19 protein-coding genes, 2 tRNA genes and 1 pseudogene are annotated in these 23,075 nt (G+C 43.3%); 18 read left to right on the top strand and 4 right to left on the bottom strand.

Features of this window, described 5'->3' with window-relative positions; all coding sequences use genetic code 11:
- Window positions 1–287 precede the first annotated feature (287 nt).
- From ACG95_RS11285 to ACG95_RS11230, 12 genes are all read left to right on the top strand, one after another.
- The gene (locus tag ACG95_RS11285) at window positions 288–1,679 is read left to right on the top strand and encodes an MATE family efflux transporter (protein ID WP_048000611.1); all 1,392 of its coding nucleotides are present in this window, start codon (window positions 288–290) and stop codon (window positions 1,677–1,679) included.
- 120 nt (window positions 1,680–1,799) lie between these two features.
- Window positions 1,800–2,051: a hypothetical protein gene (locus ACG95_RS11280; protein ID WP_048000610.1), complete on the top strand. Its 252-nt coding sequence runs from the start codon at window positions 1,800–1,802 to the stop codon at window positions 2,049–2,051.
- A gap of 55 nt (window positions 2,052–2,106) precedes the next feature.
- Window positions 2,107–2,177: transfer RNA gene (locus ACG95_RS11275), tRNA-Gly, on the top strand.
- A 62-nt stretch (window positions 2,178–2,239) separates the two neighbouring features.
- A tRNA-Asp gene (locus ACG95_RS11270) sits at window positions 2,240–2,314 on the top strand.
- 297 nt (window positions 2,315–2,611) lie between these two features.
- Window positions 2,612–3,280, top strand: a complete 669-nt coding sequence (locus ACG95_RS11265; protein WP_237756502.1) for a TetR/AcrR family transcriptional regulator — start codon at window positions 2,612–2,614, stop codon at window positions 3,278–3,280.
- A gap of 2 nt (window positions 3,281–3,282) precedes the next feature.
- Window positions 3,283–5,076 carry a translation elongation factor 4 gene (lepA, locus tag ACG95_RS11260; protein WP_048000608.1) on the top strand — a complete coding sequence of 598 codons (1,794 nt, stop codon included), beginning with the start codon at window positions 3,283–3,285 and terminating at the stop codon, window positions 5,074–5,076.
- Between the two features lie 512 nt (window positions 5,077–5,588).
- Complete coding sequence (locus ACG95_RS11255) at window positions 5,589–7,463, top strand: subtype A tannase (protein ID WP_048000607.1); 1,875 nt, start codon at window positions 5,589–5,591, stop codon at window positions 7,461–7,463.
- A gap of 283 nt (window positions 7,464–7,746) precedes the next feature.
- Entirely contained in the window at window positions 7,747–8,199 is a 453-nt protein-coding gene (locus tag ACG95_RS11250) for a heme-binding protein (protein ID WP_237756501.1), read from the top strand.
- 24 nt (window positions 8,200–8,223) lie between these two features.
- Window positions 8,224–9,717, top strand: coding sequence for a glucose-6-phosphate dehydrogenase (zwf, locus tag ACG95_RS11245; RefSeq protein WP_048000606.1), 1,494 nt, complete (start codon window positions 8,224–8,226; stop codon window positions 9,715–9,717).
- Window positions 9,718–9,747: 30 nt separating this feature from the next.
- Window positions 9,748–10,194, top strand: coding sequence for a GNAT family N-acetyltransferase (locus ACG95_RS11240; protein ID WP_048000605.1), 447 nt, complete (start codon window positions 9,748–9,750; stop codon window positions 10,192–10,194).
- Window positions 10,195–10,465: 271 nt separating this feature from the next.
- Window positions 10,466–12,154 carry an arginine--tRNA ligase gene (gene argS / locus ACG95_RS11235; protein ID WP_048000604.1) on the top strand — a complete coding sequence of 563 codons (1,689 nt, stop codon included), beginning with the start codon at window positions 10,466–10,468 and terminating at the stop codon, window positions 12,152–12,154.
- 437 nt (window positions 12,155–12,591) lie between these two features.
- Window positions 12,592–13,248 carry a hypothetical protein gene (locus ACG95_RS11230; RefSeq protein WP_048000603.1) on the top strand — a complete coding sequence of 219 codons (657 nt, stop codon included), beginning with the start codon at window positions 12,592–12,594 and terminating at the stop codon, window positions 13,246–13,248.
- A 52-nt stretch (window positions 13,249–13,300) separates the two neighbouring features.
- On the opposite strand, the gene ACG95_RS11225 is transcribed toward ACG95_RS11230, so the two are convergent.
- The gene (locus ACG95_RS11225) at window positions 13,301–14,452 is read right to left on the bottom strand and encodes an MFS transporter (protein WP_048000602.1); all 1,152 of its coding nucleotides are present in this window, start codon (window positions 14,450–14,452) and stop codon (window positions 13,301–13,303) included.
- Window positions 14,452–15,063 carry a L,D-transpeptidase gene (locus ACG95_RS11220; RefSeq protein ID WP_048000601.1) on the bottom strand — a complete coding sequence of 204 codons (612 nt, stop codon included), beginning with the start codon at window positions 15,061–15,063 and terminating at the stop codon, window positions 14,452–14,454. The genes ACG95_RS11225 and ACG95_RS11220 overlap by 1 nt, the downstream gene beginning before the upstream one ends.
- Window positions 15,064–15,227: 164 nt before the next feature.
- Between ACG95_RS11220 and ACG95_RS11215 the strand changes: the two genes are divergently transcribed.
- Window positions 15,228–15,611 (top strand): NUDIX hydrolase, encoded by a 384-nt coding sequence (locus ACG95_RS11215; RefSeq protein ID WP_048000685.1) that lies wholly within the window; start codon window positions 15,228–15,230, stop codon window positions 15,609–15,611.
- A 111-nt stretch (window positions 15,612–15,722) separates the two neighbouring features.
- On the opposite strand, the gene dltC is transcribed toward ACG95_RS11215, so the two are convergent.
- Together dltC and ACG95_RS11205 are read right to left on the bottom strand one after the other, a co-directional pair.
- On the bottom strand, window positions 15,723–15,959 hold the full coding sequence (gene dltC, locus ACG95_RS11210; protein WP_048000600.1) for a D-alanine--poly(phosphoribitol) ligase subunit DltC: 237 nt from the start codon (window positions 15,957–15,959) through the stop codon (window positions 15,723–15,725).
- 110 nt (window positions 15,960–16,069) lie between these two features.
- Complete coding sequence (locus ACG95_RS11205) at window positions 16,070–17,521, bottom strand: aminotransferase-like domain-containing protein (RefSeq protein ID WP_048000599.1); 1,452 nt, start codon at window positions 17,519–17,521, stop codon at window positions 16,070–16,072.
- Window positions 17,522–17,769: 248 nt separating this feature from the next.
- On the opposite strand from ACG95_RS11205, the gene ACG95_RS11200 reads away from it, so the two are divergent.
- From ACG95_RS11200 to ACG95_RS11185, 5 genes and pseudogenes are all read left to right on the top strand, one after another.
- Window positions 17,770–18,378 (top strand): LysE/ArgO family amino acid transporter, encoded by a 609-nt coding sequence (locus ACG95_RS11200; protein ID WP_048000598.1) that lies wholly within the window; start codon window positions 17,770–17,772, stop codon window positions 18,376–18,378.
- A gap of 66 nt (window positions 18,379–18,444) precedes the next feature.
- A pseudogene (locus tag ACG95_RS11195) lies at window positions 18,445–19,573 on the top strand (aminotransferase).
- A gap of 205 nt (window positions 19,574–19,778) precedes the next feature.
- Window positions 19,779–20,252, top strand: coding sequence for an arginine repressor (argR, locus tag ACG95_RS11190; protein WP_048000597.1), 474 nt, complete (start codon window positions 19,779–19,781; stop codon window positions 20,250–20,252).
- Window positions 20,253–20,314: 62 nt separating this feature from the next.
- The gene (locus ACG95_RS14920; protein ID WP_152668336.1) at window positions 20,315–20,437 is read left to right on the top strand and encodes a hypothetical protein; all 123 of its coding nucleotides are present in this window, start codon (window positions 20,315–20,317) and stop codon (window positions 20,435–20,437) included.
- A 517-nt stretch (window positions 20,438–20,954) separates the two neighbouring features.
- On the top strand, window positions 20,955–23,072 hold the full coding sequence (locus ACG95_RS11185) for a PBP1A family penicillin-binding protein (RefSeq protein WP_048000596.1): 2,118 nt from the start codon (window positions 20,955–20,957) through the stop codon (window positions 23,070–23,072).
- Window positions 23,073–23,075 lie beyond the last annotated feature (3 nt).

The raw sequence follows: 23,075 nt of genomic DNA, 5'->3' as shown, positions 1-23,075 counted from the left end.
TCCGGTAGGCGAAATTAGAAGCGCCCGTTACTTAGATAAGCTTAACTAGTACAATGCGTGTATATACTTTGTGATTAAAAAGATCTGGGTCAATCCCCCAGATCTTTTTTGAGCGCGCCAACAAAGTACCAACTGTTAAGGATTAAACACCAATTAATAACTATTTCGATACCAAAGACTGGTATTCAACCAATAAAGTTGATATACTAGCAAAGTTTGCTTAGTAATCTAACGAACTTGAAATCGATTACAAGCTTGCTATTTCAAGGAATGAAAGGAGTGCGAAAATGAACGATTTAACAAAGGGGAACCCGTTAAAACTAATTTTTTGGTTTACGATTCCGTTACTGATCGGTAACATTTTTCAGCAATTTTATAGTTTGTCGGATACATTGATCGTTGGCCAAACACTAGGCGTTAAAGCTTTAGCGGCTGTTGGCTCAACGGGGAGTGTCCAGTTTTTGATTATCGGCTTCGCTCAGGGATTAACCGCTGGGCTGGCTATTTTGACCGCGCAACACTTTGGCGGTCGCAATTTTAAGGCGGTACGGCGCAGTTTTGCCATTAGTATTGTGGTTAGTCTGATCGTCGGGATTATCTTAACGATCCTGTCATTGATCTTTGTCGATCACATCTTAATTCTGATGCAGACGCCACCGGATATCATCGATGATGCCCGGACCTTCTTACAGATCATGTTAGGCGGGATGTTAGCCCCGATCGGGTTCAACCTGTTGTCAAACGTCATTCGCGCACTCGGAGATAGCCGGACGCCACTGTGGTTTTTGATCATTAGTGCGTTGATCAATATCGGCTTGGAATTACTATTTATCTTAGTCTTTAAATGGGGAATCGCCGGGGCCAGTTGGGCAACCATTCTAGCTCAGACGATTGCGACCCTGATGTGTGTGGTTTATATCGTGGTCAAAGTACCGATCCTACACATTGGTCGGCGCCACTTTAAGTTGGTCTGGTCTGAAGTTAAGGCCCATTTAAACGTTGGGCTACCAATGGCTTTTCAGATGTCGATTATTGCGATTGGGACGATTGTCCTCCAAGCTGCGTTGAATAGTTTGGGAACGAATTCGGTGGCGGCGCCGACCGCTGCTCAAAAGATTGACCAAGTGGCAACACAACCGTTAATGTCATTTGGGGTGACGATGGCCACTTTTGCTGCTCAGAACTATGGCGCACATAAATATGAACGAATTGTTAAGGGTGTCAAACAGACGATGTGGTTATCGGGTAGCTTTAGTGTGGCTGCTGGTTTAATTGAAATTATCTGGGGCAAACAATTAGTCGGTTTGTTTGTGGGTCATCAAGATATGGCCGTATTGAACTTATCGCAGACGTATTTCAACGTTATCGGGAGTACGTATATCCTGTTATCGATGCTATTCATTATGCGAAATACGCTGCAGGGATTAGGGCGGAGTGCCATTCCAACCTTAGCCGGGGCCGCAGAACTAATCATGCGGGTCTTCGCAGCGTTGATTTTGGTTCGGCTTTTAGGTTATGCTGGAGCATGTAGTTCTGAACCATTAGCTTGGTTAGGATCGTGTGCCGTGTTATTGCCGGCATACGTTAAAGCTGTCCATGATTTACGGCAGCGAGCCCGAATGGAAGAGCGGACGGCAGCATCTGAGCCAATTATCAGCGAAAATCCTATTAAATCATAATTTTGACTTGCAACTACGGCGATTTTTTGATAGTATTTGTTATCCATTTTATTTTAAAAAGTCTGATGAACAGTAGACTCAATAAGTAGTTGACCTTCACACACGATAAGGAGTTTACACATGGCCGTAGAATTAAAAATTGGCGATTACGTCGCGGGTAAGAAGTTTGCTTCACTCGAACATGATTTTGAGGGTGAAATTGAAAAAGTGTATGAAAATTCAGTCTTAGTTCTGATTCAGAAGTTTGACAAAGAAGACGAACCCATCGTGAATGAATACAATCACCGTGCGGTTGTGCGTAAGGATGAGGCTAAGTTATTAAAAGCCGGTCCAGAACCAGAAAAGGCACCAGAAGAAGACGAAGAAAATTAATAAATAACCATGACAACAGAAAGGATGTATGCTATACTAATTTCTGTTGTTAACTGCGGGTGTAGTTTAGTGGTAAAATTCAAGCTTCCCAAGCTTGCGTCGCGGGTCCGATTCCCGTCACCCGCTTAGTGAATTAATTTAGATGATAAATTAATAACGGAGCGCTCATACAAGCTCCTTGCACTTATGGTCCGTTGGTCTAGTTGGTTTAGGACGCCTGCCTGTCACGCAGGAGATCACGAGTTCGAGTCTCGTACGGACCGTCATTATTACGGTAAAGAATGTTTAACCAGACTGGTTAAACATTCTTTTTTTATGCATTAATAGTGATTAACGGGGACGCCATAGGTTGAATGCCGGACTGCACATCTTTGATTGGGATAGGCTTGTGTAGTTTGAAGGCTAGCTGTTAGTTGAGCTTAGACTATCTCAGGTGTGTCTGAGGCTAAGTCATAGAAAGTTTGACAAGTGATAAGAGTGGTGTTAATTTAATTAATGACCGTCAGTCAATTTTGAATTTGATGTTAAGTTGACCAGTAGTTAAAAACGGAGGAATGGTTATGAATAGCTTAACTGTCGGCCAAAAAGCCGCAAAAGCACAACTGATTGCGATGGCTGCGCAACAACAATTTGAGAAGAAATCTTTTAATCAGATTACAATGGCTGAAATTGCCAAGCAGGCCGGCGTTTCTAAGGGAACACTCTTTAACTATTATGAGAGTAAAGAGAGTCTATTCATGACACTCTTGCTGGATGGTTATTGTGCTTATTTTGAAAGTATCATCACCAAGGTGGTACAAGCGAAGACGTTTGAACTGGCTGATTTTATCAACCTATTATTGGGCGAAACGGCTGAATTGATTACGACGCACGCAACGCTAGTACGGCTCAATGCGCTCAGAGGACCCATCTTGGAGCAGGGCGCTGACCTGGAACAGACGGTCACTCACCGAAAGGCTCTGTATGAGACTAATGAGCGGCTCGCACAGACAATCTGTCAGCGAGTGATCAGTTTGAGTGTATCAGAAGTTAGCCAGTTGTATTTGGTTCAAAGCGCTATTATTAGTGGGTTAATGAATTTATCCGCACTGGATGAATTCCAGCAACAGCCACTAGTCGAACAGGATTTCGATCATTTTAAAATCAACTTGAAAAAAGATGCGGTCGCAACGTTTAGCTATTACTTAGCTGGCCGCTATCCGACAATACAACTATCAGAGGAGTTATAATCATGAAAATGAGTCACATTCGTAACTTTGCAATTATTGCACATATCGATCACGGTAAGTCGACTTTAGCTGATCGGATTATGGAAGAAACGGCAACGATTAGCCAACGTGAAAGTAAAGCACAATTATTAGACGATATGGGCGTTGAACAAGCCCACGGTGTTACTGTTAAGTCACGGACGGTTCGCAACTTCTACACGGCCGATGATGGTCAAGAGTATGAGTACAATCTGATTGATACTCCCGGACACGTCGACTTCTCTTACGAAGTTTCGAAGAGCCTAGCAGCTAGCGATGGTGCTATTCTACTAGTAGACGCCACTCAGGGCGTTCAAGCGCAGACTGTGGCCAATTTAAGGTTAGCTCTTAAAAACGGGTTAAAAGTCTTACCAGTCATTAATAAAATCGATAGCGCGTTGGCTGAAGTCGACAAGACGGAGCAGCAGATTCGCGAACTAGACGATTCATTTATCGATAGTCCGATATTAAAGATTTCAGCAAAGTCCGGGCTGGGTGTTCATGAAGTAATGGAAGCCATTAAGGATTACTTCCCAGCACCAGCTGGTGAGGCAAAAGCACCACTAAAAGCGTTAGTTTTTGATTCGGCCTATGATCCTTTTAAGGGAATAATCGCCTATGTGCGCGTTTTTGACGGTCAATTAACGGCGGAAACGCCCGTCATGTTAATGGCTAATGAACAAAAATTACAGAATAAAGAAATTGGGAGTTTTACGCCTCAAATGACGGCGGTCGAGTCGTTGAACGTTGGTGATGTAGGCTACTTAGTCACTGGGCTCAAAGATCCACAGTTATTGCGCGTTGGGGATACGTTGACGGATCAAGCTGACCCGACTGTCACGGCATTGCCAGGATATGAACCAGCGCAGCCAATGGTCTTTGCGGGGCTTTACCCTAAGGATGAGAGTTATCATGATTTACAGCTGGCGATTGAAAAGCTCGCCTTAAATGATTCTTCATTTCAATACGATGCGGAAGTTTCAGACGCTCTGGGACCTGGATTTCGATGTGGTTTCTTAGGGATTTTCCATCTACAAATTATTCGCGAACGGCTGCAGGATGAGTACCATTTAGACGTTCTGACGACGGCGCCAAATGTGACTTATCGGGTGCACATGAAGGATGAGACGACCTTGATTGTCAACAATCCGATTAAGTTCCCATATTTTGGCGACATTGACTACGTGGAAGAACCATTCTCTAACGCAACGATCACCACTAACAACGACGTGCTCGGTGACGTAATCAAGTTGGCGGATAAGCACATGGGACAACTGATTGATATGGCGAATCAGGGTGACTTGATTGAGTTGCACTACCGGTTGCCAATCTCTGAGATCGCGTATGACTTCTTCAATGCATTGAAGTCGATTTCACACGGATATGCTACCTTAGAGACGACGTTTGCCGATTACGATATTGCGGATGTCGTCAAAGTTGAAGTGAATGTCAACTACGCTAAGGTGGACGCCTTATCATTCGTAATCCACCGCGATGACGCACCGTTGATGTCACAGAAGTTGGTTGAAAAATTGAAATATACTATTCCACGTAAACTATACCCCATGCCAGCGCAAGCTATCGTTGAGGGTAAGCCAATGGCACGAGTTGATGTGCCACCATTACGTAAGAATGCGGCCGTTAACGGTGAAAAGCGTAGTACGTCGAAGAAACAGGCGTTATTACGTCGGCAGAGTTCCAATAAGCGGCAGGCTGCTTCTAGCGACATTAAATTATCACAGGAAGTTTTCAATGCAGTTCTAGAATTATCACTCTAACTAGGAGTGAGATATAATTTGGTTAGTTTGTGAGCATTATTGTGAAGCCAGCACTTATTCCGTTCTTTGGAATAGGTGCTGGTTTTTAGTTAAATGGAGCTAAGTGTCTGTTGGCGTGCATTTTGATTGTTGTTGTTGGGGAATGTCAGAAGATAATCTGCTATTTAATATTCGAAAATGTAGAAGTAATGCGTAGATATCATTAATTTTCAGAGTGCTGGCTTATTCCAGGTGCAATGATAACTAAATTAATGATTTAATAGGGAGCTAGTTGCGAGTGGTTCTGAGATGATGGTACAATGAATCCGCTAGTGATAAGGGTGCGTAAACCCTTTATTACCAGCGTTAGTGGCGATTTAGAACTGATCAATTATTTTTTGACTTTGTTTTTCAGTTTTGTACATGGCACTGACGATTAATGTGACGCTATTTTGCACTGATTTTTTGGCGGCCAGTTAGGAGGATTAAATTAAATACAATAAAGTCAGACATTGCAGAGGGGTATTTTTATCATGAAGTTGAAGCATTTTCTACCGTTGGCGGGTTGTTTACTAGCAACTACCGCCTTAATGACCGCTTGTAGTCAGAGTTCAAAAACAACGACTAAACATCAAAGTACAGCAGCCAAAGTTGCTAAAGCGACTAAGCAAACAGTAACTAAGGATGATGTTACTAATGCCAAGAAACTGTTAATCAACCCAAAAAAATGGCGTTATAATGCGACGAATAAAGTTTATTATCAAGTTGGTATTAAGTACGGCACGAAAACGACCAGTAAGACTTATGAATCAATGGGAATTTTTATCCCTGCCAAATACGTTACCGCTAAAGCTGACGGTAACCAAACTTATCGTATTAAATTTAATCAGAAGGCCAAGGTCAAGGGGTATACATCTAAGACAGCACCAATTGTAATGCCGGTGAATACCCCAGGATATGCAGCACAAACCGCACCAACAGGATATGATAGCAGTTCGGCTAAATATACTAAAGCCGGATTTATTTACGTAGCTGCTGGATGTCGCGGTTTAAACCAAACGGATAAATCAAATGGATCTTCACCATGGGGAGTCACTGATTTGAAGTCTGCGGTGAGAACGCTAAGATTGAATAAAACGCGAATTGCCGGAGATACAAATCGGATTTTTACCTTTGGTCATAGTGGCGGTGGTGCTCAAAGTGCGTTAATGGGTGCTACTGGTGACAGTAAAAAGTATACTAAGTATTTGAAAAAAATCGGAGCTCCAATGGCAACTACTGCCGGTAAATCGACTAGTGATGCGATTGACGGTGCCATGGCTTGGTGTCCAATTACGAGTTTGGATACTGCTAATGAGGCTTATGAGTGGAATATGGGGCAGTATTCAAATTCAGGTACTCGGAAATCAGGAACATGGACCAATGCATTATCGAATGACATGGCGACTCAGTATGCTCAATATATTAATAAGCTGGGCCTAAAAGATAGTAATGGCAAGACTTTGAGTTTGTCAAAATCATCGACCGGGATTTACACTTCTGGTAGTTATGCCACTTATTTAAAGAAGGAAGTTGAACAATCACTCAACAACTTCTTAAAAGATACGACGTTCCCTTACAAAGCTACCAGTACAGAGGGGCCAAGTGGCGCTGCCACGCAGACGGGTTCAACTACTGGTAAGATGCCAACTGGATCGAAGCCTTCTGGCACTGCAAAGGGTGGTGCCATGCCATCAGGTAGTAGTGCGATGGGAAGTCAAACCACGACTAGCGGAAAAACTTATAAAACAGCGCAAGCCTATATTAATTCACTCAACAAGAACGGCAAGTGGATCACATATAATTCGAAAAAGAATACGGCCACGATTAGTAGTATGAAAGCTTTCGTTAAGCATTGTAAAAAGGCTTCCAAAGATGTTGGCGCGTTTGATGGATTGACACGACAACAAACAGAAAACAAATTGTTTGCAACGAGTGGTAGCAGTGCAAATCATTTTGATTCGACGATTAGCAAGTTGTTGAAACAAAATGGTAGTAAATATGCGAAGCTGAAGAACTATAAGTCGAGTTATGCGCAAGCTTATCAAAATGATTTGAAGAAGACTGATGCGCAAGGAAGTTCGGTTCAGTCACGTCTCGATCTTTATAATCCGTTATATTACTTAACGAGTTACTATAACGGTGTTAATACTAGTAAAGTTGCGAAATACTGGCGAATTCGGACGGGTATCAATCAGTCTGATACTGCTTTGACAGTTGAAACGAACCTTGCTTTAGCCTTAAAACAAAATAAGCAAGTCAAAAACGTTGATTTTGCAACAGTTTGGGGTCAAGGGCATACCGAAGCAGAACGTACCGGTAATAATGAAACTAACTTTATTAAATGGGTTAATCAGAGTTTGAAATAGCTTAATCAAAACCAGTTTTGAGAGTTAAGTTGGTTTTTGACTAAATAGGCAGGAGTTGCTCGTTGTTGAGTAGCTCCTGCCTATTTTAATTTCTGGACACTAAGTCCAAAAAGTTAATGGCCTATCCCTGATAATAGGACTTCTAAACCAACTTTAGCTAGAATGCTTAATTGGTATGACTAGGGCTAGTATACTGAATACAGATAAAGCAGTCGCAAACTAAAGATTGAAATAGTTGAAAAAGTACGGTAAAAACTTAAAATAAGGAATTGGACAAGCAATCATGATGAATAAAGATGAAATTTTGGCGCAAGAAGCGAAACTGACGTTTAAAAGCTTTAATAACGATACGGCTTTAGCTTTGGCAGAAATTATCAATGAAGATGTTAAGCAACATTATCCGAAAAAAGTCGGCATTCGCATTGTCCATAACGGCCTAGTCGTCTTGCATTTTTTGATGAATGATCGCAAGGAAAGCCCTTGGTTACAGCGGAAAGTGAAGACTGTTATCGCTAGTAGTCACAGTTCGTTGTACGTTTATGCAGAACGTGATCAGAATCCGACCTATCATGATTGGATAGAAGATTCGACACAAGCGGTTTGCGGAGGTGGCTTTCCAATCATTGAAAATGGTAAAATAACAGGAGCCATTTGTGTTTCGGGCTTGGATCATTTAGATGATCATGAAGTCGTGGTTAACGCGCTTCAAACCGTCCTACAAAAAATTACTGAATAAAAATGTTATAGAAGGGTGATTTTAATGAATAATTCTGAACCAGTATTAATGATGTTATTTGGGGCAACCGGTGATTTAGCACAACGTAAGCTCTATCCAGCTTTCTTCCGCTTATTCCGGGAACAAGTCTTAAATGACCATTTTGCCGTTATTGGAACCGCACGCCGACCATGGAGTGATGACCATTTCCGTGAGGTCGTTGCCGAGGCCATTGCGGATCAAAATCCTACTGAACCGGAACAGAGTGCGTTCTTAAGTCACTTTTATTATCAATCACACGATGTCGGTGACGCCGGACATTACCAAACGTTGAATCAATTAGCAGATAAGCTAGATGACAAGTATCAATTAGCTGGCAACCGCGTGTATTACCTAGCGATGGCCCCACGTTTCTTTGGTCAAATCGTCACCCAATTAAAGGCTGCTGCGATTATCGAAACGGCTGGATTCAACCGAGTTGTGCTTGAAAAACCTTTCGGAACGGATTATGAATCCGCTAATGAGTTGAGCAAACAATTAACCAGCGTCTTCCCTGAAAAAGATATTTTCCGAATCGATCATTACTTGGGTAAAGAGATGATTCAAAATATCTTAACGTTGCGGTCTACTAACAGCTTATTAGAATCACAATGGCGCAACCAGTACGTTGAGAATGTGCAGATTACGTTTGCGGAATCCTTAGGTGTTGAACAACGGGGCGGTTATTATGACCAAACTGGGGCTTTAAAAGATATGGTTCAAAATCATATTTTGCAGGTCTTATCTTTACTATCAATGGAATTACCAAAGCAAATGTCTGAAGAAGCCATTCGTGAAGGTAAGGTTGCGGCCTTAAAATCAGTTCGCATCTACAATCCTGATGAAGTTGCTAAGAACTTTGTGCGGGGGCAATACGTTGACGGTGAGTTGAACAATGATCAATTCCAAGCTTATCGTAACGAACCAGATGTCGATCCAGAATCACGGACGGAAACGTTTGTTGCTGGTAAGTTCCAGATTGACAATGATCGTTGGCGTGGGGTACCTTTCTACGTTCGAACTGGGAAACGGTTGACGGAAAAGGGCACACGAATCAACGTGGTCTTCAAGAACTTGACCAATAATTCAGATATTGCAACGAAAAATATTTTGACGATCTATATCCAACCTACTGAAGGATTTTCATTAAGCTTGAACGGAAAAGCCTTAGATGCACAAGCTGCAACGGCACCAATCCGCTTATCTTATCGTCACGATAGCCAGATGATGGCTAACACGCCAGAATCATACCAACGTTTGATCAATGATGTGATTGTCGGTGACGCCACTAACTTTACGCATTGGGATGAAGTTGCCCAATCATGGAAGATCGTTGATGTGATTCGTCAGGCTTGGGATGCTGATCAGAGTGCTTTACCAACGTACTCAGCGGGAACGATGGGACCAAAAGAAGCGTTTGATCTCGTTGAAAATGACGGTAATCAGTGGATTTGGCAACCAGATAGTTGGTTTGTTGAACGCGGTTTATTAAAAAAATAGTTTTTGGTTGACTAACCAGGGAGCGTTAAAATGCAATTTACGACGATTTCATTTGATGAACTAACGCCACGACAGCTGCAAAAAATCTACTGGTTGCGGATTGCTGTCTTCGTCGTTGAGCAGCAGTGTCCGTTTCAAGATGTTGATGATGTGGATTTGACAGCACAGCATCTACTTGGAACTGATGATGATCAGAAGTTGCTAGCGTATGCCCGGTTAATGCGTGAAGATCATCATCAGGCCCGCATTGGTCGGGTGGTGACTAATCCGGAAGCGCGGGGGCAAGGTAATGGTCAGCAGCTGTTGCGGCAGGCAATTGAGCAGATTCAAGTGCTTTGGCCGGATACGGCTCAGATTAATATTCAGGCTCAGCACTACTTGGATCGGTTCTACAGAAGCTTTGGCTTTCAACCGGTATCGGCCATTTATTTGGAAGATGACATTCCTCATCAGGACATGGTATTAAGGTTAAACTAGTCAAAACGGTCAAATTCTGTTATACTAACGCAAGTAAAATTTACACGTCTAATGAGAAAGAAGAGTACGACACCGCCATAGAATAGCGAGTTCGGGATGATGGAAGCCGAATCTAAGGTAGTCGGAAGCGCGCTTTTGAAGACGACAATTCGATAATAAGTGGATGTAATATCAATTAGAGTGGTACCGCGGGAATATCTCGTCTCTTACATGTTTTTGAAATATGTAGGGGACTTTTTTTGTCCCGTGACCACCATATCAGGAGGAACTTATGGATTACAAACAACTTGTAGCGGCAACCTTAGCGCCCGCTTTACCAGATTTAACCAGTGATGACATCATCACTAAGATTGAACAACCTAAGACATCAAAGCAGGGTGACTTAGCTTTCCCAACGTTTACGTTAGCTAAAACCTTACACAAGGCACCTCAAATGATTGCCAGTGACATCGTTGAACAAATCGATGACAGTGACTTCGAACAAGTCGTTGCGATGGGACCTTATGTCAACTTCTTCTTTAAGAAGGATGCCTTTGCAGCTGACATTTTAGGTCAAGTCTTGACTGACGGCGGTCATTTTGGGGACAGCAAGCTTGGCGAACAGGGTCAAGTCCCAATCGACATGTCTTCACCTAATATTGCTAAGCCTATCTCAATGGGGCACTTACGCTCAACGGTTATTGGGAATTCATTAGCTAATATCTTAGGTAAATTAGATTACCAACCCGTTAAGATCAACCACTTAGGCGACTGGGGAACCCAATTCGGTAAGTTGATCACGGCTTACAAGATGTGGGGTAGTGAAGCCGATGTTAAGGCTGACCCTATCAATAATTTACTGAAGTATTACGTGCGTTTCCATGAAGAAGACGTTGAACATCCAGAAATGGACGATGAAGCCCGTGACTGGTTCAAGAAGTTGGAAAATGGCGACGAAGAAGCGACCCACTTGTGGTCATGGTTCCGTTCTGAATCATTGAAGGCCTTCAAGCAGATCTATGAACGCTTGGATATTGACTTCGATTCATTCAATGGTGAAGCTTTCTATAACGATAAGATGCAAGAAGTTGTTGATATCTTAGAAACCAAAGACCTCTTACATGAAAGTCAGGGCGCTGAAGTTGTTGATTTAAGTAAGTACGACTTGAACCCAGCTTTGATCAAGAAGTCTGATGGTGCAACGCTTTATATCACCCGTGACTTGGCAGCAGCCATTTACCGGAAGCGGACTTATGAATTCGTTCAGTCACTTTACGTGGTTGGTAACGAACAGACTAACCATTTCAAGCAATTAAAAGCGGTCTTAAAAGAAATGGGCTTTGACTGGTCAGACGAAATTCACCACATTCCATTCGGTTTAATTACGTCTAACGGTAAGAAATTATCTACTCGTAGTGGTCGGGTCATCTTACTCGACAAGGTGCTGGATGATGCAGTCACCTTGGCACACCAACAGATTGAAGCTAAGAACCCTGATCTTCCTAACAAGGATGAAGTAGCGGATGCAGTCGGTATCGGCGCCGTTATTTTCCATGATTTGAAGAATGAACGGATGAACAGTTTTGACTTTAACTTAGAAGAAGTGGTTCGTTTTGAAGGCGAAACTGGCCCTTACGTTCAATACGCTCACGCACGTGCTGAAAGTATCTTGCGTAAAGCTGGTAGCCCTGAATTAGCAACGTCTGGTCAAGCTTTAAGTGATCCAGCTGCTTGGGATACGTTGAAGTTACTTAGCGAATTCCCAGCGACGGTGGTACGTGCAAGTACTGAATACGAACCATCAATCGTTGCGAAGTACGCAATTCACTTAGCTAAAGCCTTTAACAAGTATTATGGTAATACCAAGGTCTTAGTTGAAGACGATGAACTCAACGCACGTTTGGCATTGGTTAAGAGTGTCAGTGTTGTCTTGAAAGAAGCCTTACGCTTATTGGGTGTTAAAGCACCAGATGAAATGTAATTAAATGAATTAATCTGATCCACGCTAACAGTTGTTAGTAGTGGGTTATGAGAGCTCACGTTCAGTAATGGACGCGGGCTTTTTTTGATGAAGAAATTGCATGACTAGTTAGTTAATCTTTTGAACAAATGCTATCAGTGAAAATTAATTTAAAGTGGTCTTGACCAATTTAAAGCGTTATCAAAAAATTGGTTTGGTTAGTTGATCGGTAAACATATATTTAATGATTAATCATTAAATATAAACGGCTACCAGTCAGTTGGGCATTGTTCGGTTGACGTAATCAATTGAATTGTTGGGCCATTTAGACAGAAGGGTCTAGTCATGAGTAATTTCTCATTAACGTTGATCATGCGATTGCGGTTAGCCATAAAACGCTGGTAATTGGTTAGGGTGCCGGTTATGCTGTGGATGATTATTTTAAGGAGGCGGATGAATTGAAGCGACAAACACAAACAGTCGTCGTCGGTGGCACCCAGAGTGCTAGTGGGAAAAGCCTGTTAACGCTGGCACTTGCTAACGTGCTGACAACTTGGCAGGCAACCGTTACGATCGTATGCTGTGACTATCAGACGGCAGCTTGGACGACCATTGACAAAGAACGACGGTACCATTGGCAATCTGATCTGCAGACGCCAGATGAGCGGATTGATTTCTCGTTGGCGCTACAGAGCGTTCAAACAGATTATTTATTAGTAGATCTTGGTTCAGCCGGTCCGACGCATGATAATTATACGTGGTTACTGAATGAATGTTGGCTACCCTTAGCAGATCGCTTTATTTTGACTTACTCTGCGGCGACTGATATTAATAAGGTGCTCTGCCAAGACTTGGATGCGCTCCAATTCAGTATGGAATATACGGTAACGAAACCGAAAATTTATACCGTACTAAATCGTTATTCGGTTCCGGCGATGATGAAGCCAGCGTTCGCACCAAGTGAATTGATTCCATTTCATCAACAATTTCGACAACGGCATGTTGAATTTGAAGCGCTAGATATACAACCACTGGGTATGATTAATGATGCACGAACCAATCCGGAATCTGTTTTAGTCGATGCTGAAAATTTATTGGAAAAACTAGCCGCATGAATGCAAGCTGATGAGTTGACTGGACAATAGATATTTAGTTGGTGAAGAGGCTTCAGTCAGGCGTTAGGATTCGTCGAAAACCAGGATGTTTTTGAAGTAAACCGAGAAGTAATAAACTTAATCCTAGTGATGGCAGACTCCACGGTCCAAGCCAATTGATTAAGAACGGTGTCGCTAAGTTACCAATGACTGTGGTACCATCAAGGATAGCTAAGGTCCACATCATCGTTTGATTAACGTTAGTCGTGGTCTGTAAGGTCGTAAAGAATTGGATGTTGAATTGACCACGAGTTAAGCCCAATAAATACATGGAGCCTAAGAGTACGGGAAATACAGGCCACATCACTAATAAACAGAGGCTAGTAATTTGTGTTAATTTGAGTAGTGACTGAGTCGGTAGCCGTTTTGAAATAATGGGAGCGCTCATGATGCCAAGTGCGGCAGCGGTCAATAACCAGCTTAGTTCCCAACCACGATGTAAATAAGTTACCGTCAACCAGGGAATCGTGACGGCAATAGTCGCATCAATCAAGCAGCCACTGATTGCATTTATTAGCAGCCCCCATGGCAAACGAAAGGGGGCTTGAGTAGTAATTGAAGTCTGTGAAATTGAGATCGATGTGGTCTGTAATTGGAGATCTAAGCCGGCTGATAGCAGAAAGGCAATGCCCATCAGTAGAATCAGAACTGCTGGTGGCAACCAGAGCAATGCTAGGGTAACCAACATGGTGGCACTGACGATAGCTAGTTGCCTAATCTGAGTTTGATAACCATTGACAGTTGCTAGCTCGTTAGGTGCGAAGAGTGCCGGTAAAATAGTCTTATTGCTGAGCTTATAAAAAACACCGATTGATTTGTTGAGAACAGCGACAATGGTTAAACAGAGGGTCTCCCAGGGACTGAATTGAAGTAGAAAATAAGCAATGATGAATAGTAATCCTGTCAGTAAATCAGTAATGAACATGATCCTACGGGCGGAAAAGTATTGGAGAACCCGGCCAGCAATCAAGTTTAAAAAGATTGCGGGTAGCATGGTGAGGGCTAAAATTGTGCCAAGTAATTGTGGATTATTGGAATGGTGGCTAACGACCCACGTTACTAAGTAAGTGAAGCCATAGAAACCAAAGAACGTAATGATCATACTGCCAAAGTAGGGATAAAAGTTATGCTGAAAAGCAATGGACCGATTTTTCATCAAATTCATCAACTGACCTCTACGGGGGTATGCGTTGGAATATTTTCATAGAGCCACTTAGCATCTGAGATTGTTAGGCGAATGCAGCCGTGTGAGTTTGCGACCTTACCAAGTTGTTCGGCCTCACGAACAACGTAATGTCCCTGCGCATCAACGGGGACGGAATGGAAGAGGTAGATGCCATGATCTTTGAATGAGACCCAGTAATTGGCGCCTTCGCCGGATTGGCTGTTATAGAAATTCAGGCCGCGTTCGGGTTGAATCTCAAAGCTACCTTTGGGGGTGTCATCGCCAGTTTTACCTGTTGAAGCCAGCATTGTATATAGTTTCTGATAATGACTTTCTAAGTAAACGCGCTGATCTGCAATTGAGACGCGAATCTTGAGGTCGGGGTATTGAGTGAGATTAGGATAACTTTTCTTCATTGAGGGCGCGTGCCAATCAATTGGAACGACCTTAGCTGGTTTGCTGCGATGTGTCGTAGGTGTGGTTTTAACAGGGTGGGCGGTACTAGCCTGTAAACGGTGATGACTGACAGCTAAATGACCAAAGCCAGCAAAAATGGTCAGACTACTGGCACTAATCGTTAACCACAGCACTTTCCTTGCTTGAAATTGCATTTTAGAACTCCTTTATCGTCTTTAAATGATAGCTATTAGTTTAGGTGTTGAACAAACGTTTTATTATCAAAATCACGTAAAGATTATGTATAGTTTCTGTAAATTCCAGAATTCGATGGTAAGCTAATGTCATAACGTTATTAAGGGAGTGGTTAACGGTGGCAATGATTATTTGTGCCAATGCAATTATGATCAAAGCGGGGAAGGTTTTGTTGACGCGGGAGGGACCGGATAAACGTTACTATTTCCCAGGTGGTAAGGTGGGTGATGGTGAAAGCTTACGCCAGACTTTGCATCGTGAATTACGGGAAGAATTGGATTTACAAGTAACGGCTAGCCAGATGGAACCGATTTTTACTATCACTGGTCCGGCTTATAATCAGCCACAACACGTGGTCACTTTGAACTGTTTCTCGGTGCCTACACCAACTGAATTACATATCGGCATGGAAATACACGATTACCGGTGGTGTACGTTAGAAGATGCACCACTGATTGCCCCGGTTGTCATGGTTGCTTTGCAGGAGCACGCTGATATTTTTGAATAGGGGATTGTTAGCCGGTCCAGTTTAAACGCGTTAATTTAGACTAAATAACAAATAGGAGCAAAACCATTATTTGGTTTTGCTCCTATTTGTACTAATCATTTTAATAACTATTTACTGTAAGCTCATAACTTTAGAAACGATCTTAGCAGGGGTTTCCCATTCAGAACGTTCGAATTCTGAGACGGGAACTTCGATACCTAATTGGTTTTGTAATTCCAATAAGAGTTGTACGGAACCCATTGAGTCTAAGATACCTTCGTCAAATAAGTTAGCGTCCATGTTGCCAGAGACGTCTTCCCCGGTTAAATCTTGTAAAATTGATAAAACTGTTGCTTGTGTTTCGTCCATAATAAAAACTCCCCTAATAGTTTGATTTGTTTAAACGAGATAAGTTTAGCATAGTTTACGTTTTAATGATGGCTTAGCTGTCTTAATTAACCAAATTGTTAAGCAAATGATTAAACATTGAAGTTGTCGTGAATCAGTTTGGTTAGGATTTGAATACCGCGTTCGAAGCGGTCACTCGATTCGTACGCAAAACTCAGGCGGATGTACTGGTTAGGTTGAAAGTCGTAAATGCTACCCGGGTTGAAAAGCACGTTGTGAGCGGTCGCCAGATCAAATAATTTAGGAATATTGATGCTATCAGCGAGCCGAATCCAGAGATAGAAGCCACCGGTGGGAGCCTGCCACGTGGCGAAGTCGTCCCAGTAGTGGTGCAAAATCTGTTGAGCAGCAGCAGCCTTTTTGGTCAGTACTGCTCGGAAACTAGCTTGATACACGTCGTATTCAGGATCAGCCAAGATTTCAGCTAAAACGAGTTGTGAAAGTGAACTGGCGCCATAATCGGTCTGCATCCGAACGTCAGTTAAACGATCAATGACGGGTTGACTGGCAACCGTCCAACCAATTCGTAATCCGGGGGCCAGCGATTTGGAAATACTGCCGAAGTAGATGACATTCCCCGTGGTGTCTAGAGCCTTGAGTGGCTGAGGTGGTTGCTGATCAAACCAGACGTCCTGATAAGCCGCATCCTCAAGAATTGGAATCCGGTGATCCTGCGCCGTCTGTAGGACTTGTTGCCGCCGTTCAGCACTCATGACGATACCAGTTGGATTGTTAAAAGTCGGAATCGTATAGAGAATCGCGTGCTGATCCTTGGCGGGTGGTGTCATCTGCCAGTAAGATAGTCCCTGACTGTCCATCGGTACGCCAGCAAGGTGCGTGTGTGCAGACTGAAAGACGTGCAGCGATTTGACGTAGGTTGGGGCCTCCGTGTAAATGGTGGCATTTTCCGGCAATAGCGACATCGAAACCAGTTGTAAGGCCTGTAGCGATCCAGACGTAATCAAAATATTCTCCGGTTGTGTGTGAATGCCGACTTTTTCGAGGTGTCGGGCAATCTGTTGTCGAAGCGCTAGAATACCAGCTGGTTCGGTGTAATTCAGACTAGTTAAGTTATTGCCAAGGTGTTCAAAGGCACGCTGGAAGAGTTCGCGTGGGAATTGTTCGGGTGCGGGCTCGCCGGTACTGAGACGAATCACCGCATCGGTTTCAAACTGATTGATCTTCTGCAAAGCGTGCGAATTAGGCTTGAACTGACCGGCTTTAACGTACTGCGACCAATTGACACGTTCGGCGAGTAGGCTTGACCAGTGATTACCTGAGATGACCATGCCGGAACCTGGATTGCTGGTGATCAGTCCGACCGCCATTAGTTCATCAAGCGCGGTAATTAAGGTGCTACGATTAACGTCAAATTGCTCGGCTAGCTTGCGTTGGGCAGGGAGCTTGGCCCCAACTGGCCAGTCACCACTGGCAATCTGTTGTTGAAAGTAGTCCGTAATTTGCTGGTAAATTGGTGTCGACACTAGTTTATCTGGGTGCCAGTTGATTTGAAGTGTTTGCATAGGGACAACTCCTTATAGCCGTTGGTTTTCGACTGTTTTAATGATGAACATGATAAGTTGATTTAATTTTAATAGCAGCTAACTGAGTTAGTGGTTGGGTGAAAAAGTCTGAATTGGTTGGCTACAAAATGAATTATCTCTATTATAATCATCTCTGGATTAAAAGCTAGTTAAGTTTAACCGCACTATGAAACCTAATAATTGGTTGGGTGATCAACTTAATTGGTTGGTATAAGGGAGGTATAAACATGCAAGTGTTTTTACAAGGATTATTATTTGGAATTGTCTACATCGCACCGATCGGGATGCAAAACTTATTTGTCGTTTCAACGGCAATTGAACAGCCGTTACAGCGGGCGATCCGCGTTGCATTTATTGTGATTGCGTTTGATACGTCGCTGTCATTGGCCTGTTTTTATGGCGTTGGCAAACTTTTGCAATCAACACCGTGGCTAGAACTGACGGTACTACTAGTCGGTAGTTTGCTAGTCTTCTATATTGGTTGGACTTTATTGCGACAAAAAGAATCGGCGATGGGGACCATGGATGCAGCTTTCTCCTACCGAACTGCAGTTATAACGGCCTTTTCAGTGGCGTGGCTGAACCCACAGGCCTTGATCGATGGATCAGTACTATTAGCGGCTTTTCGGGTGTCGATTCCAGCAGCATTGGCACATTTTTTCATTATTGGGGTCATCGTCGCTTCAATTATCTGGTTTATGGGTTTGACGACCCTTGTTAGCAAGTTTAAGCACCTGATGCAACCACGTGTGCTGCTGTGGATCAATCGCATCTGCGGCCTGATTATTATTCTGTACGGCGTTAAATTACTAGCCACTTTTATCGCTAAAATATAGTTGCGGTCACCGCTGACAATCGGTATGCTAGTCGTATTGGACTTTTTTGAGAGAGGAACGATACGAATGAAAATTGCCGGTTTTGGTGTTGAGGCGTGGTTAAATGCCCACGAACGAGAAGCCACCACGGATATTAGTCAGAGCTCGATTGCGGCGTTAACGATGGCAGAAATTGCAGCGCTTGACGGCCGTGATGAAGACCACTTTTATCAAGACTTAGCAGCGGCTCGGCTGGATTATGGCTGGGTCGGGGGGTTCACCGGATTTCAAGCAAGCGGTGAGTGGGCTATACCACCAAGTACCAGCGGATAATATTTTACAGACTAACGGCGCAACTGGCGCGAATCACTTGGCCATCTACAGCTTAGTGGAACCCGGAGATCACGTTATCGCGTTGTATCCGAGCTACCAACAGCTGTATGACATTCCTAAGTCGTTAGGTGCCGAAGTGGACTACTGGCATATTGATGAGGATCAGGCTTGGTTACCGGACATTAATGAATTAAAAACGTTGATCAAACCGACGACTAAGATGATTTTACTGAATAATGCGGTCAATCCAACTGGTAGTTTATTGGATCGAGCGTTGTTGGAACAGGTTGTCGCTTTAGCGCGCGAAGTTGGGGCATACGTATTGGCGGATGAAGTCTACGCACCATTAGACGATACGCCATTTGTGTCGATTGCTGACATATACGAACGCGGGATTGCAGTTAATAGTCTATCCAAGACGTATTCGGCACCGGGACTTCGAATTGGCTGGGTCGCCACACCGGATACTGCCTTAGTTGAAATCTTTCGGAAGTACCGCGACTACACGATGATCTGTAGTGGTGTACTGAACGATCAACTTGCCGTAACGATCTTGCAACACCGGGCGACTGTTCTGGCACGCAATCGCATGATTGTTGAACGCAACCTAAAAATACTGACGGATTGGGTGGTTCAAGAGCCGCGGGTCGACTTGATTGCGCCACATGCCATTTCGGTATCGTGCATTAAATTAACGATTCCACTAGATGACGAGACTTTTTGTCGCCAGCTGTTGGCGGATACTGGGGTGTTACTGGTACCCGGTTCACGTTTTGATCTGCCAGGACATGCGCGGGTCGGTTATTGCACGGATACTGAGACGCTAAAACGGGGATTAACTCTGGTAAGCCAGTATTTACGTCGTTTTGATGAAGTTGACTAGTTTCGACGCGTATCGCTGTTCAAGGTGTTATGTGAGAATTGGTAGCGCTGAGTAGCTTAGGTTGTTTTTTATAATTATTCAATGAAGATAAGGCACACTTTCCGGTTTGATTGCGGAAAGTGTGCTTTTTGCAGTGTTGTTCGTAGTTTGCGAAGTGGATATTTGCTATAATATACTCATAATTATTTAGGGGAGGTCCCGCAAAATGAAAAAATCTGAACGTCAAGCGGTTATTGAACGGTTAATTATGGAATACCCTATCGCGACTCAGGAAGAATTGATGGCTAAGTTAAAGGCGGAAGATATTACTGCGACCCAGGCAACCATTTCGCGGGATATCCGAGAAATGCAGATCGTTAAAACGCCGGATGACCATGGTCAGACGCGGTACGTTATTTTTAAAGAAACGAATAAGAACGAGCAAGAGCGTTTATTTGAGAGTCTCCACGATGTTGTGATCAGTATTGATCGGGTTGAATTTATGAATATTATTCATACGTTACCTAGTAATGGGAATCTGTTGGCGGCTATTATTGATGATTTGCACTTGCCAGAAGTCAGTGGTACTTTGGCTGGACATGATACGATCTTTATTATTAGTCCCAATGCGACGGTTGCTAAACAGCTGCATGATTTGTTTATTAGTCACGTTGCTGATGACAATGATGTCGCAGATTAGGGATAATTCTTTGCTTTTAGCTGACTTGCCCATTATGATTAGATGATGAAGAGGTGTTAATTATGAAATATACGAAAAAAGAAACGCCTCGTAAGCAGCAAAAACAACGAGACGCAACCTTTGAGAAGTTTAAGAAACAACAAAATGAATTGAATGCGAGTCGTCGTGGTGTTCGCCGTAAGTAATGAGCTTGCGGTCAAACGGTGGCTGAAGTGGCAGCGATAATCAGTCGTTGCAAGGCGGTACCCGAAATAATTAGCAACAAATAGATGCTTGGATCAGATAATGTTTGGTTTAGTCAGCCGTTATCTGAGTCACTGCAGTTGTTAATTGTTTTGGGACCGTTTTTTATATGGCTAAGGGCTGAAAATAATGGTGGCTACTTGTTGGTTGTTGTATAAAGGTTACTCTCTACGTTCCTGAATAACGCTACTTAAATTTGATTTAATTACTATCTTGGATGGCGGTCAGTTTATAAAAAATGCAAGTTAACGATCATTGCTGCAGGTGTTAACGAGTCTAGTACTGACTACCGGAGGCGGAAACTGTGGTTGTAACTTTTGTAGTTAATCACCGATTGTTGAAGATTTTTTCAAGGTTTAGTCGAAATACTGAGTTAATCAGGATTTATGATACAATTGTTAATACTAACAAGTAACGCGGGTATCGTGAGTGTGATACTGGCTGAACAAGGGGAAGATTATGCAGAAAAATGGTTTTTGGGCTACGATCAAAGACGGCTTACATGTCGTTGGCGATTGGTTAGCACCGTATTGGCGGCGATTCGCTGCGGTACTGGGCTATCAATGGCATCGCCGGCAGATCACACGCTGGTTGATTGTAATTATCTTGGCCATCGTCTTAGTTGGTAGTGCCTATTTAACTTTTGAAGCCAAAACGGCAAAGGTCGGTAATCTACAAGCCGAACTGGAAAAGACAACCGTCGTTTATGACAAGGATAATAAGAAGGCTGGTTCGTTATACTCGCAAAAGGGGACTTACGTTCACCTGAGTGGGATATCCAAGAACCTTCAGAATGCCGTTATCTCAACTGAAGATCGTAATTTCTATAAGGAACACGGTTTTTCGATTAAAGGGATGAGTCGCGCTTTCGTGTTGCTAGTGTTCAATAAGATGATCGGTCGTGATTACATTAGCGGTGGTGGGAGTACCTTGACCCAACAGCTAGTGAAGAACGCCTTTTTGACGCAGCAACAGACCTTTTCACGTAAACTGCGAGAAATTTTCTTATCAATTGAGACAGAGAATGTCTACTCTAAACAACAAATCTTGACGATGTATCTGAATAACGCCTACTTTGGCCATGGTGTTTGGGGCGCAGAAGACGCTGCGGAACGTTACTTTGGGGTTCACGCTTCGGACTTGAGTGTGGATAAAGCCGCAACTTTAGCCGGCATGCTGAGCTCACCAAGTGGTTATGACCCAATCAGTCATCCGAAGGCGTCCACAGCACGTCGTAACGTCGTCCTAAGTAACATGGTCGCTAACAAGAAGTTATCGCAGAGCGAGTATAATTTGTACTCTAAGAAGACAATGACGTTAACGAATAATTACCACTATGAAAGTGGCTATAACTACCCTTACTATTTTGACGCGGTGATTGATGAAGCCATCAACAAGTATGGTTTAACGGAATCAGATATTATGAATCGTGGTTATAAGATCTACACGTCACTGGATCAGGATGATCAGACGCAGATGCAGACGGCGTTTAAGACCAGTAGCTTATTCCCATCTAATGCGGATGACGGCACGAAGGTACAAGGGGCTTCGATTGCCGTTGATCCTTCAACTGGTGGTGTTCTTGCCGTGGTTGGTGGTCGTGGTCAACACGTTTTCCGGGGGTTCAACCGGGCAACGCAGATTAAACGACAACCAGGTTCGACGATCAAACCACTGGCAGTCTATACGCCAGCACTAGAAAGTGGTTATACCTATGATTCCAACCTGTCGAATAAGCAACAGACCTTTGGGGCAAATAAATACGCACCAAAGAATTATGATAATATCTATAGCACTTCGGTACCAATGTACACGGCGTTATCACAGAGTATGAATATTCCAGCCGTTTGGTTACTGAACAAAATCGGTGTTAATAAGGGTTATAAATCAGTTAAGAAGTTTGGGTTGCCAGTAACCAAATCAGATGATAACTTGGCCTTAGCGCTTGGTGGTTTAACTACTGGGGTATCACCGGCACAGATGACGAGTGCCTACACGGCGTTTGCTAACGGTGGTAAGAAGACAACTTCTCACTTCATCACAAAGATTGTGGATGCTAGCGGCAATGTCGTCGTGGATAATACTAAGACAACCAGCAAACGAGTCATGTCGGCTAGCACTGCGAAGAAAATGACCAGTATGATGCTTGGTGTCTATAACAGTGGTACCGGTGCCGCAGCTAAACCATACGGCTATCAAGTAGCTGGTAAGACGGGTAGTACGCAAGCTGATTATAGCAGTGGCTCTGGTACTAAGGATCAGTGGATGATTGCTTACACGCCGGATATTGTTGTGACAACTTGGATCGGTTTTGATACCACTAATAGTACGCATTACTTGAAGAGCTTATCTGAAAACCAATTGTCTTCGCTATTTAAGACTGAATTGCAAGGCATTTTACCGAATACGAATAACACGAGTTTTGGGACTAAAGATGCGGCAACGTTGGCATCTGAAGCGGCCAATGCTAGCAGTGATTCTAGCAGTTCTAATAACAGCTCCTCTTCAGTTTGGAGTGACGTGGAGAGTGGCGCTAAGAACTGGTTTTCTAAGGCGAAGAGTTTATTCGGTAATTAAGCT

Origin of the sequence: Lactiplantibacillus herbarum (assembly GCF_001039045.1) — a bacterium.
Classification (GTDB): domain Bacteria; phylum Bacillota; class Bacilli; order Lactobacillales; family Lactobacillaceae; genus Lactiplantibacillus; species Lactiplantibacillus herbarum.
The sequence above is the reverse complement of the archived record's forward strand: the minus strand, read 5'-3'. Positions and strand labels throughout refer to the sequence as shown.